Origin of the sequence: Mesorhizobium sp. SARCC-RB16n (assembly GCF_008520305.1) — a bacterium.
Lineage (GTDB): Bacteria > Pseudomonadota > Alphaproteobacteria > Rhizobiales > Rhizobiaceae > Mesorhizobium.
Window position 1 is genome coordinate 49721 of sequence record NZ_ML703271.1, and the last position, 18723, is coordinate 68443.

An 18723-nucleotide genomic window follows, 5' to 3' on the forward strand; every position below is an offset into this window, starting at 1 on the left:
CTCCTCACTGCTTCGGCTTGAACCAGGTGGCGACGGCGGCCTGCATATCGGCGGCCAGCTTCTCCGGCGCGATGTTGCCTTCGACCATGTCGATGATCTCCGACTGCAAGACCGAGGAGGCCGTCGGCGACTGCCAGCGAAAGCCGACCAGCGTCAGATAGGGTGTCGAGTTCTTCGACATTTCCATCATCTGCGCCAGCACAGGGTCCTTCACCGTCACATCGGTGCGGGCCGGAGGCCAGCCGAGCTCGTCGGCGAACAGCTGGGCGAATTCGGCCGAGGCCATGAAGCCCAGCACCTTGGTGGCGGCCTCTTTGTTTTGACTCTCGGAGACGAGACCATAGGAGCCGTCCGAGAAGGCCGAGGTATAGAGCTTTGTCCCGGCATCATCGGCTGGGAATGGGAAGATGGAGAATTTCAGCTTCGGGTTCTGCGCCTTGAAACTGCCGTTCTCAAAGGACCCGCCGAGGAACATCGCCGCCTTGCCGCCGATGAACTGCTGCGTGGCCGTGGTGTAGTCGATGCCGGCGAAGCCGTCGGGGAAATAGGGCTTCAGCTCGGCGAAGCGTTTCAGTGCCGCGACATAGCGGGGGTCCTCGAAGGTCGCCTTGCCGGTCATCATCTCGTCGTAGAAGCCGGGGCCATAGACGGTCGGGCCGATGACGCCGACGCCGATCTCCAGCTCCCAGGCGGAGCCATTGGCGCCGCCGGTTGCGATCGGGGTGATGCCGGCCGCCTTCAGCTTCTCGCAGGCGGCGATGAAATCCTTGTAGGTCTTGGGGATCTCGATGCCTTGCGTGACAAAGATATCCTGGTTGTAGAACACGCCCATCATCGGCACCGAATAAGGGACGCCATAGACCTTGCCGTCGGTGCGGCCGCGCGCGCCGCCAAGGGCGGCGTCCGGCATGTTCTTCAATTCCGGCACGCTGTCGTCGAGCACGTCGAGATAGCCGGCATCGACGAAGGGCTGCAACTCGCCATAGGCCTTGAGCTGGGCGATGTCGGGTCCGCGGCCGCCGCGCAGTGCTGTGCTCAGCCGGTTCTGGTAGTCGGCATCCGGGGTGAACTGGATGTTGACCTTGATGCCGGGGTTCTTGGCCTCGAAGGCGTCGAAGATGCGGCGCATCGCGGCCTCGTCCTCGGTGCGCCAGCTCCACAGCGTCACCGTGCTGTCGGCTCTGGCGGGCAGGGTCGTGAAGATGCCCGCGCAGGCGGCCGCAAGGCCGCCGATCAGCCCAAGCGCGGCGCGCCGGTGAATTGAAAGCATGCTCATTGCCAGTTCTCCCGTTTTTCTCTGTCCTTGGCGTCCCGCGACACTTCGATGCCGCGCGAGAGTCATTCGCTCAGCCGAAGTCATTATAATGACATAGCGTTGTTCGCAAGAGGTGTCATTTTCTCTCCAGAGCGGTGACGTCGAGTGATCTGATTCAATGAATCCCTCGAATATGTTGTTTTTAATTAGTTAAATCGCTCACTCTGGAGCCGCAGAAAAAATCCCTGCCAGTCCTGCATGCAGCTTTTTCGCAAACGGGCCTTGCGCGATCGCTTCATGTTGTCATAACGTCACCGTGATCGCTATGCTCAAGTGGAGGATGAGGATGTCGTTTGCCTGGACGTCGAAACTGGCACTGGCCGCGGGTTTTGCCATCCTGCCAGCCAGCGGCTGGGCGCAGTCGGTCAACATCTCCTATCTGACGCACTGGTCGCCCGAGACGGTGGCGCTGCTGGAAGCGGCGGCCAAGGATTACGCCAAGACCAATCCGGACGTCAGCGTCACAGTGCGCGCCGTGCCCTTCGGCGATCTCCTGACCACGCTTCGCTCCCAAGGCGGCGGTGCGGACGGTCCGACGATCGGTGGCATCTACGATCTCTGGCTGCCGGAACTCGCCCGCGACAAGCTCGTCGCGCCCGCCCCCGACGCGGTGGCGAGCGAGGTCAAGGGCGCCTGGCCGGCAGGCGTCGTCAGCGCCGCATCGGTCGAGGGCAAGCTCTACGGCGTCCCTAACGAAATCGACGTCTACGCGCTCAACTACAACAAGGCGCTGTTCAAGCAGGCCGGCATCGCCGCTCCGCCAAAGACCTGGGACGAGTTCAAGGACGCGGCGCGGAAATTGACCAACAAGAATGCCGGCCAGCAGGGTTTTGGCATGATCAATTCCTGGGCGGCGGGCGTCGTCCATCCGTTCGCGTCACTGCTGGTTTCCAATGGCGGCGAGCTGGTCAAGGACGGCAAGCCGGTGCTGGACAGCAAGCAGGCCGGCGAGACGTTCCAGCTTTATGAAGACCTCATCAAGTCCGGCGCCAGCGTGCCGGCCATGGCGACGGCAGACGCCAACACCACCGGCCCGTTCCTCGACAATTTCGTCTCCGGCAAGACCGGCATGATCATCATGGCCAACTGGTGGGAGAGCGCGCTGAAGACGGGCATGGGCGACAAGTTCACCGACATCGCCACGGCGCCCATTCCGGTCGGCTCGAGCGGCGACAAGCCGCATTCGATCTCCTATTCCTGGATGACCGTGGTCAACGCCAATGCGGGCCAGGCCGAGCAGAAGGCGGCATGGGATTTCCTGGCCTGGCTCAACAATCCGAAGTCGGGCAAGAACGGCGCTTCGGCCATGTCCGACATCTTGATGTCGATGGGCATCCTGCCGTCGCGCACCTCCGACATCGACGCGCACAAGGACAAGCTCGGCTCGGAATTCCTGTCCGGCTATGTCAGCGTGCTCGCCGACGCAAAGCCCTTCCCGGTGGTGCCCGGCGGACAGGAATTCTCGGAATCCCTACAGCAGACGATCGAGGCGTTGCAGTATGGCCAGGTCTCGGCCAAGGATGCGCAGGCGACGGCGCAGGCCGACGCCACCTCGATCCTGGAACGCGCCGCCAAATAATGATCAGACCGTAATGATCCAGAGGTACCGTGCCTCGGCGGGCATCATGCTTGCGCCCGCCGTGACGCTGATCGGCATCTTCATTCTGTTGCCAATGCTGCTTACCGTCTGGCTGTCTTTCCAGGACTGGTCGACGCAGACATCGTTTTCCAGCGCCAGCTTCATCGGCCTCGACAATTTCCGCGAGATCTTCGGGCCGACCTCCGTCGGGCGCGACTTCACGGGCGCGCTGACAAACACCGCGATCTATACCGCACTGTCCGTCGCCCTGATCCTGCCGCTGTCGGTGGCCTTCGGCCTGATGGTTTACCAGCACGATGTCGCCGGCGGCACGGCGCTGAGGACGGTGCTGTTCTCCACCTATATGGTGCCGATGATCGCGGTGGCGCTGGTCTGGTCGAAACTCTATTCGCCGAGCGAAGGGCCGCTCAACCAGATGCTCGGCCTGATCGGCGTCGGACCGCAGCCCTTCTTGTCGTCGCCGCGCTCGGCGCTGATCTCGATCGTCTTCCTCAACGTCTGGCAGCAGGTCGGCTATTTCACCGTGCTGGCGATCGCCGGCCTGACGCAGATTCCGGGCAGCCTCTACGAGGCGGCGAAGCTCGACGGCGCCAACCGATTCGAGCAGTTCCGCTTCATCACCTTGCCGCTGATGCGGCGGACGCTTTTGTTCAGTGCCGTCATCGCCATCATCAACGCGGTACAAGTGTTCGAGCCGGTGGCGTTGATCACGCAGGGTGGGCCGGTCGGCTCGACCAATGTCTTGACCTATCACATTCACCGCGTCGGCATCGAACGCGCGCAGGGCGGGCTGGGCTCGGCCATGGCTGTCATGCTGATGCTGTCACTGATCGTCGTTGTCTGCGCGCTCTTCGCACTCGCCAACCGGAAGGACCAGGAATGAGCGCGGGATCGTCGAGCTGGCTTGCGCGCAGGCGCGCCTCCGGCCGCAAGGCGCTGCTGGCGACGCTGATACTGCTGGCCGCCGTCGCATCCGCCTTCCCGCTGGTGTGGATGGTGCTGTCGAGCCTGAAGACGCCGGCCGAGAGCATGCAGGTGCCTCCGGTCTGGATCCCGCATACGCCGAGCATCGAGGCCTATGAAAAGGTTTCGGGTGTGGTCAATGTCGGCCGCTCGATGTGGAATTCGCTGGTGATCGCCTCGATCACCACGGCCGGCGTGCTGGTCACCAGCATGATGGCCGGCTACGCCTTCGCCAAATACCACTTCCCGGGCCGCTCGCTTTTGTTTTCGGTGCTGATCGCGACCATGTTCCTGCCGCCGATCGTGACGCTGATCCCGCTCTATCGTCTCGTCGGCTCGATCGGCCTCAATGCCAGCCTCGCCGGCATCATCGTGCCCAACCTCGCCAATGCCTTCGGCATCTTCCTGATGCGCCAGTTCATCGCCGGGGTGCCCGACGACCTGATCGATGCCGCGCGCATGGACGGCGCCTCGGAACTGCTGATCCTGTTCAAGATCGTGGCGCCGAGCGTGGCGCCTGCGATCGCCGCACTTGCGCTGTTTGCCTTCGTCTATCACTGGAACAGCTATCTGTGGCCACTGACGGTGCTGCAGGGCAATGCCGACGCCTATCCGATCGTCATCAGCTTGAGCCGGCTGTTGAGCTACAACAGGGGCGCGGTCAACACCGGACTGGTGATGGCCGGCGCGACGCTGGCCGTGCTGCCGCCGCTCATCCTGTTCGTCTTCCTGCAGCGCTTCTTCGTCGATTCCATCGTCGGCTCGGCGATCAAGGGATAGCCAAAGCATGATCCCGAAAAGTGGATACCGGTTTTCGGATAAAGATCATGCTCAAACAGAGATAGAGCCCCATCCCGATCCATCGGGATGGAACAGGCTCTAATAAGGCAGGCCGACATAGTTTTCCGCCAACGCTGTCGACGCCGCGCGCGAGTGAACGAGGTAATCGAGTTCCGCTTCCTGGATGCGCTGGCCGAAGTCGCCCGTGTCGGGAAAGCGGTGCAGCATCGTCGTCATCCACCAGGAAAAGCGCACCGCCTTCCACACCCGCGCCAGCGCCTTGCCGGAATAGGCCTCGATGCCACCCTGGGACTTCTCCATGTAGAAGTCGCGCAAACTGGCAAAGAGGTAGCGTACATCGCTGGCGGCGAGATTGAGGCCCTTGGCGCCGGTTGGCGGCACGATATGGGCGGCGTCGCCGACCAGGAACAGTCGGCCGAAGCGCATTGGCTCGGCGACGAAGGAGCGCAGCGGCGCGATCGACTTTTCGAAGGACGGCCCGGTGGTAACGCTTGCTGCCGTCCGCTCCGGCAAGCGGCGTCGCAATTCGTCCCAGAATCGGTCGTCGGACCATGCCTCGACGCGATCGTCCTGCGGACATTGGACGTAGTAGCGGCTGCGATGCGTCGAGCGCATCGAGCACAGCGCAAAGCCCCGCTCATGGTTGGCGTAGACCAGTTCATGATCGGCCGGCGGCACTTCGGCCAGCACGCCAAGCCAGCCGAACGGATATTGCCGCTCGAAGGTTTTCAGCGCGCGCTCCGGCACGGATTTGCGGCTGACGCCGTGATAGCCATCACAGCCGGCGATGAAGTCGCAGTCGATGCGGTGCGTGACGCCTTCCCTCGCATAGGTAACGAACGGCGCCTCGCCGTCGAAATCGTGCAGCGCGACATCGGCTACCTCATAGATGGTGACGAGCCCCATCGCTTCGCGCCTGCCCATCAGATCATGCGTCACCTCGGTCTGCCCATAGACGGTGACATGCTTGCCGCCGGTCAGCGCCGTGAGATCGATACGGTGCAGCCGACCATCGAAGGCGAGCGAGATGCCGGAATGGGACAAGCCTTCGGCATGCAGCCTTGCAGCAGCGCCGGCCTCTTCCAGCAATTCGACGGTACCTTGCTCCAACACACCGGCACGCACGCGGCCAAGCACGTGCTCGCGGCTCGAGCGCTCGAGGATAACCGTCTCGACACCGATGCCGGCCAGAAGCTGCCCGAGCAGCAGGCCGGACGGTCCCGAGCCAACAATCAGAACCTGGGTGCGCATCAGTGGCCAAGTCTTTCGATCTGCGCGATCAGTTCGGCAGCAAGGCGCAAGGACGCGGCGGTGGCGACGAGCATCTGTGGCAGCAGCAGCCATTCCAGCGTCCAGGCCGCGCCCGAGCGCTCCTGTTCATGCACCAGCGCCTGATGCATGCCGGAAAGCTGCGTGGTGTTGAAACGCGCAAGCGCCACCAGCGCTTCGGCCTTCACCGGGTTCTGTTTGTGCGGCATGGCCGACGAGCCGCCACCGCCCGACAGCTCGATGTCGTTTCCACCCTGCGCCAGCAGCGCAATGTCCTGGCCGAACTTGCCGAGACTTCCCGTCATCAGCGACATCAGGCCGGCGAAGTCGGCGAGTGTATCGCGCTGGGTCTGCCATTGCGGCGCATCGCCGAGGCCGAGCCTGGCGGCAAGGCCCGCACGCACCGCCGGCCCCTTGTCACCAAGCTTTTCCAGCGTGCCGGCGGCGCCGCCGAATTGCACGACGAGCAGGCGCCCCGACTGTTGCGACAGCCTCTCCTGGTGCCGCTGCAGGGGCGCCCGCCACGCTGTCACGCGATCCGCTGCCGTGATCGGGATCGCCGCCTGCATACGCGTCACCCCGGTCAGTGCCCTACCCCCAAAGCGCTCCTCCAATGAGACGAGCCTTATGATGGTCTCGGTCAGCAGCAGACCGAGGTGCTCGACGACGGATTTCAGCCGAAGCACGAGGCCGGTGTCGATGACGTCCTGGCTGGTCGCGCCGAAATGGACCGAACCGCCATGCGGTTCGCCGACGGCCAGTTTGATCTGGCGCACCAGTTCCGGCACCACGACGCCGTCCTTGGTGACGCCGGCGCGCAGCTTACCGGTGTCAGGCCGGAACGAGGCAAGCGCCTTGACGATTGCCGCCGCGGTCTCTCCGGGGATCAAACCGCAATCGGCCTCGGCCTCGGCCAGCGCACGTTCGAATGCCAGCATCGCGGCAATGTCGGCTTCCACCGAAAAATGCCGCGCCGCTTCCTCGTCGCCGAGCAGGCCGGAAAGCAGCGGATGGTCGAAGGGCGATACGGTCATGTCCTGCTCCTTGCGTCCATCAGCTGTCGAAGAAGACCGTTTCCTTCTCCCCCTGGAGATGGACGTCGAAGACGTAGGCGTTGCCCTCGCGCTCGGCGATCAGCGTCGGCACGCGGACGCGGTGCTCGATGCGAGCCAGGATCGGATCTTCGGCATTCGCCTTTTCCTCGTCGGAGAAGTAGAGCCTCGTATGCAGACCGAGATTGATGCCGCGCGCGACGATCCAGAGCGTGATGTGCGGCGCCATCAGGCGGCCGTCACGGAACGGCACACGGCCGGGTTTAATGGTCTCGAATATGCAAAGGCCGGTTTCCATGTCGGTAGGGCAGCGGCCCCAGCCGTGGAAATTCGGATCTGCCGTCCCGCGCAATTCGGCCGGCGAATTGTATAGCCCGTCGGCATCCGCCTGCCAGATCTCGATCAGCGCATCCTTCAGCGGTGTGCCGGTGCCGTCGAGGACGCGAATGCGCAACTCGATGCGCTCGCCCTTGGTCCGCTCATTGACCATGGCCGAGCCAAGATCGTTTTCATAGACACCGCCGATGCCGCAGAAATTCGGCGTCAGCCCGATATGGACATAGGGTCCGGCGGTCTGCGAAGGGCTCTCCTTCGGCCGGTCGAGCGGCTGCGCCATCAATTGCCCTCCGGCCTGTTCTCGAACAGCGTCGAGCGGCGCCCGCGCAGCACGATGTCGAATTTGTAGGCAAGCGCGTCCATCGGGATGGTCGACTGCATGTCGAGCGCGGCAATCAGCGCTTCAACGGCCGCCTTGTCGCGAATGCCGCCGACGATCGGACAGCGCCAGATCAGCGGATCGCCCTCGAAATACATCTGCGTGATCAGCCGCTGCGCGAAGCCGTGGCCGAAGAGCGAAAAGTGAATATGCGCCGGCCGCCAATCGTTCGGGCCATTCGGCCAAGGGTAAGGACCGGGCCTGACAGTGCGAAAGGCATAGGCGCCGTCCTCGCCGGTGAGGGTGCGGCCGCATCCGCCGAAATTCGGATCCAACGGCGCCAGATAGCCATCCTTCTTGTGGCGATAGCGGCCGCCGGCATTGGCCTGCCAGAATTCGAGCAGCGCACCGGGAACGCCAACGCCGCGCTCGTCGAGCACCCGTCCATGGACGATGATGCGCTCGCCGATGGCGCTCTCGCCTGGCTTGGCGAAATTGTGGATCAGGTCGTTGTCGCGTTCACCGATCATGGCATGGCCAAACACCGGGCCGGTCAGTTCCGACAGCGTGTTGTCGAATGACAGCAATGCCTTCTGCGGAGAACGCAGCACCGAACTCTTGTAGCCCGGCGTGAACGCCGGCGGATGCCATTGGCGGTCGCGCTGGAAGAAGGCGCCGGTTTCCGGCGTCCGGTTGGAGCCGGGCTCAGCCATGGGCAGCCTCGCCTCCGTCCATTTCCGAAAACACCTCCTTGGCTATTCTGAAAGCACGGTTGGCCGCCGGCACCCCGGCATAGATCGCGACATGCAGGAACGCTTCGCAGATATCTTCGCGCGTCGCACCGGTGTTGGCGGTGGCGCGCACATGCAAGGCGACCTCCTCATCATGGCCGAGTGCGGCCAGCAGCGCCAGCGTGACGATCGAGCGCTCGCGTTTCGAAAAACCCGGCCGCGCCCACACCGTTCCCCAGGCGGCTTCGGTGATCAGCTCCTGAAACGGCTGATCGAAGTCGGTGGCGGCAACTTCAGCCCGGTCGACATGGCGATCGCCGAGCACGGACCGCCGCACCGCAAGGCCGGCGCGGTATCTGGCTGCGTTGCCGGGGACTTCATCCATGGGTTTCAGCTCCTGGGGCAAGCGATGCGATGAAATCGCGGATCAGGGCGACCAGCGCTTCAGGTTGTTCGATGCAAGGAATATGCCCGGCGTCGCGGACGATCTCGAAACGCGCGCCGGGGATCAGAGCGGCCAGCGAGCGGACGAGGTCGGGAGGCGTCGAGCCATCCTGGTCGCCGGCGATGCACAGCGTCGGCACTGCGATGCGGCGCGCGGCCTCGGTGAAGTCGGCATCGCGGACCGCAATGCAGGTTCCGATATAGCCGGGCAGCGCCTGTCTGGTCAGCATATTGCGGCAGCCGGCAAGGTCGGCTGCGCGCGCGGTATGGAAATCCGGCGTGAACCACACTTTCATCACGCCATCGGCGATCGCCTCGATCCCGTCGCGCTCTACGGTGGCAATGCGGCCGTTCCAGCTCTCGGCAGTGCCGATCTTGTGGGCCGTGTCGCTCAGGACCAGAGCCTCGACGACCTCGGGCCGGCGGGCATAGAGGCGTTGTGCGACCATGCCGCCGACCGACAGGCCGACCAGAACAACCCTGTCGAAACCGAAATGGTCGATGAGGGCGCTCAAATCGTTGGCATGGTCGTCAATGGAGCGCACGCCGCTGCCATTGTCGGAAAGGCCGTGACCACGCTTGTCATAGGCGAGCAGAGGCATCTCGCCGCCCAGAAGCGCAACGACCTCGTCCCAGATGCGGTAGTCGGTGCCGAGCGAATTGATGAACACCACCGGTGGCATCGCGCCGTTTGCCTCGACATATCGGTGATGCAGCGTGATGCCGCCAAGGGTGACGAATGGCACGAGTTCAATCCTCCATCTCCACATTGCACAAGGCATTTGGTTCGGTAAAATGATATTTTGCGCCGTTTCATTAACTCAGGGGTTATCAAATCCATGTCCGAGAGCCGCATCCGGTTCCGTCACCTGCAGGCATTCCTGGAAGTCGCGCGGCAGGGCAGCGTGGCTCGCGCCGCCGACTTTCTGCATGTCAGCGCACCGGCGGTGACCAAGACGCTGCGTGAACTGGAAGAAGCGCTCGGTGTCGCCGTCGTCGAGCGCGACGGGCGTGGCATTCGCGTCACAAGGCTTGGCGAGATCTTCCTCAGCCATGCCGGTTCGGCGATCACGGCTCTGAAGCGCGGCGTCGATTCCGTTCGCCAGGACGGCGCCGTCAATCGCCATCCGATCCGCATCGGCGCGCTGCCGACAGTGTCGGCGAAGGTCATGCCGCGGGCCATGAGCCTGTTCCTGCGGGAAAATACCGGCGCCGCGCTCAAGATCGTCACGGGCGAAAACGCCGTGCTGCTTGAGCAATTGCGCACCGGTGCGCTCGATCTCGTCGTCGGACGGCTGGCGGCGCCCGAAAACATGACCGGCTTCTTCTTCGAACATCTCTACTCCGAACAGGTTCTGTTCGTGGTGCGGGCCGGACATCCGCTGCTGGAGCCGGAGGCCGACATCTTCGCCAGCCTCGACGAATTTCCGGTGCTGATGCCGACCCGGGAATCCGTCATCCGGCCCTTTGTCGATCGCCTGTTCATAACCAACGGCATGACCGCGCCGGCCACCGAAATCGAGACGGTCTCGGATTCGTTCGGCCGCGCCTTCATGCGGCAGAGCGATGCGGTGTGGATCATTTCGGCCGGCGTGGTCGCCAACGAGATCGCGAGCGGCGCCTTCGTCGCCTTGCCGGTCGACACCGAGGAAACCAAGGGGCCGGTTGGGCTGACGATGCGCACCGACACCGCCCCCTCACCCGCCTTCTCCATCCTGCTGCAAACCATTCGCGAGGCGGCAAGGCCGGGCAATTGAGACGCCGAGCGTCCTGTAGGCCTTCGCCTCATTGAAAATCTGCTAACCCAGAGGTTAATGAAACGCCACAAAATATCATTTTACCGAACCAAAACGCTGGTGCACTGTGGCAGTGGAGGAGCCACAGAGGGAGGAACACATGACCCATTCTATCGGCAGCAAACCAGGCATTTCGCGACGCCAGTTCATCGCCACCTCGATAGCCGGCGGCACTGCCCTGGCGCTTGGCGGCAACAGGGCCTTCGCCCAAGCCGCCGACACGCTGAAGGTCGGCTTCGTCAGCCCGCGTACCGGGCCGCTTGGCGGCTTTGGCGAGACCGACGGCTACGTGCTTGACCTCGCCCGCAAGGCGCTGGCCGGCGGCATCGAGCTCGGCGGCAAGAAATACAGTGTGGAAATCCTCGATCAGGATACGCAATCGGATCCCTCCCGCGCGGGCCAGCTCGCCAAGGACCTGATCAACAACCAGGCCATCGACCTGATGCTGGCGGTGTCGACGCCCGAGGTGATCAATCCGGTGGCCGATGCCTGCGAAGCCGCCGGCGTACCCTGCCTGTCGACGGTCATGCCGTGGGAAGCCTGGTATTTCGGCCGCGGCGCCAAGCCCGGCGCGCCCTCGCCCTTCAAATGGACTTATCATTTCGGCTTCGGGGTCGACGAATTCTTCAGGGCCTACGTTTCGCAGTGGAACCTGATCGAGACCAACAAGAAGGTCGGCGTCATGTATCCCAACGACGCCGACGGCAACGCTATCCGCGCTCATCTCGCGCCGCTGCTGGCCAAGCAGGGTTTCAGCATCGTCGATCCCGGCGCCTATGAAACCGGCACCACCGACTATTCCTCGCAGATCGCGCTGTTCAAGCAGGAGGGCGTCGAGATTTTCAACTCCTTCCCCATCCCGCCTGACTTCGCCGCGTTCTGGCGCCAGGCGGCACAGCAAGGGCTGATCAAGCAAATCAAGATCTGCCAGGTCGCCAAGACCGGCCTGTTCCCGTCGGACATCGAGGCGCTCGGCGACCTCGGCATGAAGATTTCGAGCGCCGCCTACTGGCACAAGGCCTTCCCGTACAAGTCGCCGCTGACCGGCGTTTCGGGGGCGGAGCTGGCCGATGGCTATGAAGCGGCAAGCGGCAAGCAGTGGACACAGCAGCTCGGCGCCTCGATGTCGCTGCTCGATGCCGGCTTCGAGGCTTTGAAGGCAAGTTCCAATGCCAAGGACAAGGCGGCTGTGGCGAAGGCGTTGAGCACGCTCAAGACCGAGACGATGATCGGCAAGGTCGACTTCACCAGCGGACCCGTGGCCAATGTCTCGCCCGGCCCGATCATCGGCACGCAGTGGATCGCCGCCAAGGAAGGCAGCAAGTTCCCGCTCGACTATGTCGTGACCGAGAACGCCACCGACCCGAAGGTTCCGGTCGAGGCCAAGCTTCTGCCTTACAACGGCTGATGGACCGCTGACGAGGATCGCCTGGTGACCCATCCGCAACAACAGGCTGTTCTCGCTGCCACCGGCATCCACAAATGCTTCGGTGCGCTCGTGGTGCTGGATTCCGTGGAATTCACCATGGCCGCGGACGAGGCGGTCGGCATCGTCGGCCCGAACGGCGCTGGCAAGACGACGCTGCTCAGCGTGCTTGCCGGCGCCTTTCCGCCAAGCTCGGGCACGGTCAGCTTCAAGGGTGAGGACGTGACGTCCTTGCCGGCGACGCAGCGCTGCCGGCTCGGCCTGGTGCGTACGCACCAGGTGCCGAAACCGTTCAGCGGCATGACCACTTTCGAGAATGTTTTTGTTGCCGCATCGCATGGTGCCGGTCTCGGCCGCGACGAGGCCTATGAGGAGGCGCTGAACTCGCTGAAACTGTGCGGCATGATTGGCGTCGCCAACAGGCGCGCCGAGACGCTAGGGCTGCTCGATCGCAAGCGGCTGGAGTTGGCGCGCGCATTGGCGGCCAGACCGACGCTGCTGCTGCTGGACGAGATCGGCGGCGGCCTGACCGACGGCGAAGCCGGCGAACTGGTCGAGACGATCAAGGAGTTGCGCCGCCGCAAGATCGGCATCGTCTGGATCGAGCACATCGTGCATATCCTGCTGCAGGTTGCCGAGCGGCTGATATGCATGGATGCGGGCAAAATCATCGCCGATGGCGAGCCGCAAACGGTGATGGCCGACCCCGAGGTCGTACGCGCCTATCTCGGCGGAGGCCCGAAATGAGCCTGCTGTCGGTCGAAAACCTGGTTGTCCGGCACGGCCTGCTGCAGGCGGTGCGCGGTGTCAGCTTCAGCATCGAACGCGGCGAGACGCTGGCGCTGGTCGGCGCCAACGGCGCCGGCAAGACGACACTGCTCAGGGCCATCGCCGGCGCGCATCAGCCTGCGGCCGGTCGCGTGCTTCTGGACGGCGCCGATATCACCGGCGTGCCGTCGCACAAACGGGTCGGCATGGGCGTCGCACTGGTGCCGGAGGGGCGAAAGCTGTTCGTGCAGATGACGGTCGAGGAGAACCTTTTGCTCGGCAGGACTGCTGGGCGCCCAGGCGACTGGAGCGTCGCCAAGGTGCTCGAGATGTTTCCCAATCTGAAGCCGCGCCGCCATGCCAAGACCGGCCATCTGTCGGGCGGCGAGCAGCAGGCGACCGCGATCGGCCGGGCGCTGATGAGCAATCCTGACGTGCTGCTGCTCGACGAGGTTTCGCTTGGCCTGTCGCCGCTGATCGTCGACCGTGTCTACGCGGCACTTCAGGGCCTGATCAGTTCGGGTACGACGATCATCCTGGTCGAACAGGACCTCAACCGGGCGCTTTCGGTCTCGAACAAGGTCATCTGCATGCTGGAGGGGCGAATTGCGCTCGAGGGCGACAGCAAGAGCGCGTCGCGCGAGGATGTGACGAAAGCTTATTTCGGCCTGCACTGGAAAAGCACCGGGAGCGTTCCGGCATGAGCAACCAGATCATCCAGGGCATCCTGCTCGGCGGCTACTACGCGCTGATCGCCTGCGGCCTGTCCTTCATGTTTTCGGTGATGCGCATCATCAACCTCGCCCATGGCAGTCTTGCCGTCGTCGCCGCCTATGCGTTGTGGTTTCTGGCCTCGCGGTTCCACGTCTCACCGTTTCTCGGCTTGCTCATCGTATTGCCGGTGATGGCCGTGATCGGCTGGGCGCTGCAGCGCTTCCTGCTCGAGCGCAGCGCGCGTGGCGGCGCCCTGCTGCCGATCCTGACGACGTTCGGCCTCGCCATCGTCATCGACAACATGCTGTTCGAACAGTTCGGCGCGAACACGCGTTCGCTGGCGCCCTATATCGGCAGCCTGTCCTACGATTCCTGGGAATGGCCTGGCAGCATCTATGTCGGCAAGCTCGCGGTGATCATGTTCGCCACCGCCGTGATCCTGCTTGGCGGGCTGCAGCTGTTCCTGACCCGCACCGGGCTTGGGCGCTCGATCCGTGCCACTTCGGAAGACCCAGACACCGCCGGGCTGGTCGGCGTCGATGCACGGCGCGCCAATACCATTGCGGCTGCCATCGCCTTGGTCACGGTCGGCCTTGCCGGCGCGTTCCTCGGCATGCGCGGCACATTCGATCCCTATGCCGGCGCGCCGCAATTGCTGTTTGCGTTCGAGGCTGCGGTGATCGGCGGTGCCGGGTCGCTGTGGGGAACGCTGATCGGCGGCATCGTGCTGGCGCTGGCCCAGACGCTCGGCGCGCAAGTGCACCCGCAGGGATTCCTGATCGGTGGCCATGCCGCCTTCCTCGTCGTGCTGTTCGTGCGGCTTTCGGCGTCCGGCCTTGGCCTGCGTGGGCTATTGCGCCTGCCTTCCCGGATCGCGTCATGAGCACGGCCTCGTCCTCACCAGTCATCGAGCGCGGTACGGCGGCGTCGCGTATCGCGGCGATCGCGGTCGCCGTCATCATCGCGCTGCTTGCAATTGCCCCGCAATTCCTGTCGGCCGGCGCGGTCGACCGCATGACGGCGCTGTTCATCTACGTGATCCTGGCGGCAATGTGGAACGCACTGGCCGGTCTCGGCGGGCTGGTCTCGGTCGGCCAGCAGGTGTTCTTCGGGCTTGGAGCCTATTTCGCCATCCGGCTGGCCGATGTCGGCCTCAATCCTTTCCTGGCGCTTTTTGCATCGGGAATTATCGTCGGCGCGGTTTCCTGGCCGCTGTCGCTGTTCATGCTGCGGTTGAGGAACGGCGAGTTCGCCATCGGCATGTGGGTGATCGCGGCCCTCACCCATCTGCTGGTCAATCTCGATCGGCTGGTGCAAGGCGAAACCGGCACCTCGCTGATCTCGCTCAATGTCTACGACGGCTCGATAAGGCGGGTGACGATCTACTGGCTGGCGCTGGCCTCGATGACGGCGCTGCTCACTGTCCTCTTCGGCCTGCTGCGCGGCAGCACGGGCGCCGCCATCCGCGCGATCCGCGATAACGAGGATGCCGCCGCCTCGGTTGGCGTGCGCGTCACCGGCACCAAGCGTCTGCTGTTCGTGCTTGCCGCCTTCGGTATCGGCATCGCCGGCGCGCTGTGGCTGGCGACCTCCATCACCTTCCAGCCGAAAACCTACTTCAATGTGCAATGGACCGCCTACATGATCTTCATGGTGCTGGTCGGCGGTATCGGCACTTTCGAGGGCGCCATTCTCGGCGCGCTGGTGTTCTTCCTGATCGAAACATGGTTCGGGGGCGCCGGCGTCTGGTACCTGATCGGCCTCGGAGCCACGGCGGTGCTGTTTTCGCTGTTCCTGCCGCGCGGCCTGTGGGGGACGATCGAGGAGCGCTTTGGGCTACATCTGCTGCCGGTAGGCTACCGCGTCAGGCTACCGGCGGACATCTCCGATGGCGACACGACGCCGTCGCCACAGCAAGCCACAACACATCGGGAGAAGGCATGACCATGCTTTTCGGCAAGACGATCCTCGTCACCGGCGTTGCCTCCGGCATCGGTGCGCGCACGGCGGAGCTTGCCGGTCAACTCGGCGCCGATGTGATCGGCGTCGATGTGCGCGAGCCGGCTGTACCCGTCGGCAGTTTCGTCAAGGCCGACATCTCGTCGAAGGCGGGCGTCGATGAGCTCATCGCGCGCCTGCCTCAACGCATCGACGCGCTCTGCAATGTCGCCGGCCTCTCCGGAAACACCGGCGCGGCATCGACGCTCGCCGTCAATTTCTTCGGGCTGCGGGCGCTCTCGGAAGGGCTTGCGCCAAAACTTCGCGAAGGCGGCGCCATCGTCAACGTCGCCTCGATCGCAGGCTATGGCTGGCGCGCCAATCTCAACCGCGCCGCCTCGATGATCGCCATCGAGGGCTTTCCCGATGTCGCCAAAGTGGTCGCCGACCACGCTGTGAGGAACGAGGAAGGCTATCCAGTTTCCAAGGAACTGCTGCTCCTGTGGACCTTCCGCGCCGCGCACCAGGACCTGTTCAAGAGCCATGGCATCCGCGTCAATGCGGTGAGCCCGGGCCCGGTCGAGACGCCGATCCTGAAACAGTTCCGCACCGTGCTTGGCGACGCCCGCGTCGACAGCGACATCGCCCGGGTCGGACGTGCCGGCACATCGGGTGACATCGCGCCGGTCGTGCTGTTCCTGTGCTCGGATGGAGCTCGCTGGGTCAACGGCGCCAATGTGCCGGTCGACGGTGGCCTCGAAGCATCGATCAATGCCGAAATGTTCGGCTTCTAACATCCAATCTGTGAGGCTCATCGGGAGCGAGGAAAGAACAATGGATATCGGACTTCTGATCGACGGCGACGAAAAGGCGGCATCGGGCAAGGCTTCCTACGAGCGCATGGACCCGTTTACCGGCAAACTGGCGACGCGTGCCGCCGCGGCGAGCGTGGCCGACGCCAAGGCAGCCGTCGAAGCCGCAGCTGCCGCCTTCCCAGCATGGTCGAAGACCGGTCCCGGCGAACGCCGGGCCTTGCTGTCCAAGGCGGCCGATGTGATGGCTTCCAAGGTCGGCGAATTCACGAAGCTGATGATGGAAGAGACCGGCGCCACCGGACCCTGGGCTGGCTTCAACGTCATGCTGGCGGCCAACATGCTGCGCGAGGCAGCGGCGATGACGACACAGATTTCGGGTGAGATCATCCCGTCCGACAAGCCGGGGACGCTGGCCATGGCGATCCGCCAGCCAGCAGGCGTGTGCCTCGGCATCGCGCCGTGGAACGCGCCGGTCATTCTCGGCACGCGCGCCGTGGCTATGCCGATCGCCTGCGGCAACACGGTGGTGCTGAAGGCCTCCGAAATGTGCCCGGGCACGCACCGGCTGATCGGCCAGGTGCTGGTCGAGGCCGGCCTGCCCAAGGGCGTCATCAATGTCGTCACCAATGATCCCAGGGATGCCGCTGCAATCGTCGAGACGCTGGTCGCGCATCCCTCGGTCAAGCGTGTCAACTTTACCGGCTCGACTAAGGTCGGCCGGATCATCGCCGAACTCGCCGGCAAGCACCTCAAGCCGGCGCTGCTCGAACTCGGCGGCAAGGCGCCGCTCTTGGTGCTGGACGATGCCGACATCGACGCGGCGGTCAACGCGGCCACCTTCGGCGCCTTCATGCATCAGGGCCAGATCTGCATGTCGACAGAGCGGCTGATCGTCGATGACAAGATCGCCGACGAATTCGTCGCCAAGCTCGCTGCCCGTGCGTCCCAGCTTCCAGCCGGCGACCCGCGCGGCCATGTCGTGCTCGGCTCGCTGATCAGCAGCCAGGCGGCTGACAAGATGGAGGAGTTCGTTGCCGATGCGGTGGCCAAAGGCGCGAGGCTTGTCGCCGGCGGCAAACGTACGGGCACCGTGGTGGAGGCGACACTTCTCGACCATGTGACACCGGCAATGCGAGTCTATGCCGAAGAATCCTTCGGGCCGGTCAAGCCGGTGATCCGGGTGAAGGACGAGGACGAGGCCGTGCGGGTCGCCAACGACACCGAATATGGCCTGTCGTCAGCGGTGTTCAGCCGCGACATCAAACGTGCCATGGCGGTCGCCGCCCGCATCCAGGCAGGCATTTGCCATATCAACGGACCGACGGTCGGAGACGAAGCGCAGATGCCGTTTGGCGGCGTCAAGGGCTCCGGCTATGGGCGCTTCGGCGGCAAGGCCTCGATCGCCGAATTCACCGACCTGCGCTGGGTGACGATCGAGGACCCGGGGCAGCACTATCCGTTCTGAACCAGCTTCGTTTCAAACGGCTGACGGTTAAACAGCCAGCGACGGCGTGAAGCGGACGCCGGCGGATTGCTTCTGGCCAGGCTCCAGCACGATGCAGCCGGTGTCGATCTGCTCGTCGTCCATCCGGTTGAAAGCATCAGTGATGTTGCTGACCGGCTCGGCGCAAAAGAACGGCTCGCCCGGCGGCGTGTAGAGGACGAGGAAATCGAGCGGCGCCTCCGCCTCGATGTCCAGCTGCCGTTCGTATTCGGGCCAAGAAATCCGGGCGCGACGCGCCCATCCGGTGAAGACTGTGTCGAAGTCCACTTCCGATACATCAAAGCCGATGGACGGATCGGCCCCCGCGGGCAGCAGGACATGCAGGATGGGCAGCACCTCCGCATCGGTTTCCCACATGCCTGATACCCGTGCCTGGACATGCGTCCACGGCGTCGACGGGAAATAGGGATGGAGGCCGAAGCCGACCGGCATCGGCGCGTCCGACAGGTTGCGCACCGCAATGGTCATGGAAAGCCTGCCGTCGGCTAGCGATATCTCCTGCTCAGCTTCGTAGCTCCACGGCCAGGAATCGGCGGCGTGGCGATAGCGCAGGATGATCATGCTGGCTTCGTGGTTCACCACCGCCCATGGGTGACGCCAGCCATGGCCATGCTCATGGTGCGGATCGTCCGGACCCGTCGGCAGTTGAATGGAGCGCCCTGCGAATTCGAAGCGGCCATTCCTTATCCGGTTGGAATAGGGCACGAGCGGAAAGCAGGCCATGTCGCCGGCATCGCGACGGCTGATCGCCGCCGGATCGGCCGGGCGCAACCAATCCACGGCGGCGCCATCTTGCCACCAGCGATATGACACCAGCGCCCCGCCAGCGGCCGGAGCAATATCGACCGTCGCGATGCCGTCACTGATCGAGACCAGTTCCGTGCGTTGCGCAGCAACTGCAGCGGAATTCTTTGTCATCGGCACTCCCCCAT

General features: G+C 64.1%; 19 protein-coding genes. 11 read left to right on the forward strand and 8 right to left on the reverse strand.

Going from position 1 to position 18723, the window contains the following annotated elements; genetic code table 11:
* Positions 1 to 4: 4 nt before the first annotated feature.
* Positions 5 to 1276, reverse strand: coding sequence for an extracellular solute-binding protein (locus tag C7I87_RS19915; RefSeq protein ID WP_149905817.1), 1272 nt, complete (start codon positions 1274 to 1276; stop codon positions 5 to 7).
* Positions 1277 to 1601: 325 nt separating this feature from the next.
* Here C7I87_RS19915 and C7I87_RS19920 point away from each other — a divergent pair, with 325 nt between their 5' ends.
* The 3 genes from C7I87_RS19920 to C7I87_RS19930 are packed head-to-tail and all read left to right on the forward strand — an operon-like array spanning position 1602 to position 4658.
* Positions 1602 to 2894 (forward strand): ABC transporter substrate-binding protein, encoded by a 1293-nt coding sequence (locus C7I87_RS19920; protein ID WP_149905818.1) that lies wholly within the window; start codon positions 1602 to 1604, stop codon positions 2892 to 2894.
* A 13-nt stretch (positions 2895 to 2907) separates the two neighbouring features.
* A complete protein-coding gene (locus C7I87_RS19925; protein ID WP_149905819.1) occupies positions 2908 to 3798 on the forward strand; it encodes a carbohydrate ABC transporter permease in 891 nt (296 codons plus the stop codon).
* Positions 3795 to 4658 (forward strand): carbohydrate ABC transporter permease, encoded by an 864-nt coding sequence (locus C7I87_RS19930; protein WP_149905820.1) that lies wholly within the window; start codon positions 3795 to 3797, stop codon positions 4656 to 4658. The genes C7I87_RS19925 and C7I87_RS19930 overlap by 4 nt, the downstream gene beginning before the upstream one ends.
* Before the next feature lie 99 nt (positions 4659 to 4757).
* Here the strand turns inward: C7I87_RS19930 and pobA are convergent, their stop codons facing one another.
* The 6 genes from pobA to pcaD are packed head-to-tail and all read right to left on the reverse strand — an operon-like array spanning position 4758 to position 9576.
* Positions 4758 to 5930, reverse strand: a complete 1173-nt coding sequence (gene pobA / locus C7I87_RS19935) for a 4-hydroxybenzoate 3-monooxygenase (RefSeq protein WP_149905821.1) — start codon at positions 5928 to 5930, stop codon at positions 4758 to 4760.
* The gene (locus C7I87_RS19940; RefSeq protein ID WP_149905822.1) at positions 5930 to 6982 is read right to left on the reverse strand and encodes a 3-carboxy-cis,cis-muconate cycloisomerase; all 1053 of its coding nucleotides are present in this window, start codon (positions 6980 to 6982) and stop codon (positions 5930 to 5932) included. Before C7I87_RS19940 ends, pobA begins: the two co-directional genes overlap by 1 nt.
* Positions 6983 to 7001: 19 nt before the next feature.
* Positions 7002 to 7616: a protocatechuate 3,4-dioxygenase subunit alpha gene (gene pcaG, locus C7I87_RS19945; protein ID WP_149905823.1), complete on the reverse strand. Its 615-nt coding sequence runs from the start codon at positions 7614 to 7616 to the stop codon at positions 7002 to 7004.
* Entirely contained in the window at positions 7616 to 8368 is a 753-nt protein-coding gene (gene pcaH / locus C7I87_RS19950; RefSeq protein ID WP_149905824.1) for a protocatechuate 3,4-dioxygenase subunit beta, read from the reverse strand. Before pcaH ends, pcaG begins: the two co-directional genes overlap by 1 nt.
* Positions 8361 to 8771, reverse strand: coding sequence for a 4-carboxymuconolactone decarboxylase (gene pcaC / locus C7I87_RS19955; RefSeq protein ID WP_149905825.1), 411 nt, complete (start codon positions 8769 to 8771; stop codon positions 8361 to 8363). The genes pcaH and pcaC overlap by 8 nt, the downstream gene beginning before the upstream one ends.
* A complete protein-coding gene (gene pcaD, locus C7I87_RS19960) occupies positions 8764 to 9576 on the reverse strand; it encodes a 3-oxoadipate enol-lactonase (protein WP_149905826.1) in 813 nt (270 codons plus the stop codon). Before pcaD ends, pcaC begins: the two co-directional genes overlap by 8 nt.
* Before the next feature lie 93 nt (positions 9577 to 9669).
* Between pcaD and pcaQ the strand changes: the two genes are divergently transcribed.
* The 8 genes from pcaQ to C7I87_RS20000 all read left to right on the forward strand — a co-directional run bounded on the left by pcaQ (position 9670) and on the right by C7I87_RS20000 (position 17752).
* A complete protein-coding gene (gene pcaQ, locus C7I87_RS19965; RefSeq protein ID WP_149905827.1) occupies positions 9670 to 10587 on the forward strand; it encodes a pca operon transcription factor PcaQ in 918 nt (305 codons plus the stop codon).
* 139 nt (positions 10588 to 10726) lie between these two features.
* Positions 10727 to 12034: an ABC transporter substrate-binding protein gene (locus tag C7I87_RS19970; protein ID WP_149905828.1), complete on the forward strand. Its 1308-nt coding sequence runs from the start codon at positions 10727 to 10729 to the stop codon at positions 12032 to 12034.
* 21 nt (positions 12035 to 12055) lie between these two features.
* Positions 12056 to 12799: an ABC transporter ATP-binding protein gene (locus tag C7I87_RS19975; protein WP_149905829.1), complete on the forward strand. Its 744-nt coding sequence runs from the start codon at positions 12056 to 12058 to the stop codon at positions 12797 to 12799.
* Positions 12796 to 13524 carry an ABC transporter ATP-binding protein gene (locus C7I87_RS19980; RefSeq protein WP_149905830.1) on the forward strand — a complete coding sequence of 243 codons (729 nt, stop codon included), beginning with the start codon at positions 12796 to 12798 and terminating at the stop codon, positions 13522 to 13524. Before C7I87_RS19975 ends, C7I87_RS19980 begins: the two co-directional genes overlap by 4 nt.
* On the forward strand, positions 13521 to 14417 hold the full coding sequence (locus tag C7I87_RS19985) for a branched-chain amino acid ABC transporter permease (RefSeq protein ID WP_149905831.1): 897 nt from the start codon (positions 13521 to 13523) through the stop codon (positions 14415 to 14417). The genes C7I87_RS19980 and C7I87_RS19985 overlap by 4 nt, the downstream gene beginning before the upstream one ends.
* A complete protein-coding gene (locus C7I87_RS19990) occupies positions 14414 to 15478 on the forward strand; it encodes a branched-chain amino acid ABC transporter permease (RefSeq protein WP_149905832.1) in 1065 nt (354 codons plus the stop codon). The genes C7I87_RS19985 and C7I87_RS19990 overlap by 4 nt, the downstream gene beginning before the upstream one ends.
* 2 nt (positions 15479 to 15480) lie before the next feature.
* Positions 15481 to 16266 (forward strand): coniferyl-alcohol dehydrogenase, encoded by a 786-nt coding sequence (locus C7I87_RS19995; RefSeq protein ID WP_149905951.1) that lies wholly within the window; start codon positions 15481 to 15483, stop codon positions 16264 to 16266.
* A gap of 40 nt (positions 16267 to 16306) precedes the next feature.
* The gene (locus C7I87_RS20000; RefSeq protein ID WP_149905833.1) at positions 16307 to 17752 is read left to right on the forward strand and encodes an aldehyde dehydrogenase; all 1446 of its coding nucleotides are present in this window, start codon (positions 16307 to 16309) and stop codon (positions 17750 to 17752) included.
* A 27-nt stretch (positions 17753 to 17779) separates the two neighbouring features.
* Here the strand turns inward: C7I87_RS20000 and C7I87_RS20005 are convergent, their stop codons facing one another.
* Positions 17780 to 18709, reverse strand: coding sequence for an aldose 1-epimerase (locus tag C7I87_RS20005; protein WP_149905834.1), 930 nt, complete (start codon positions 18707 to 18709; stop codon positions 17780 to 17782).
* Positions 18710 to 18723: the final 14 nt, after the last annotated feature.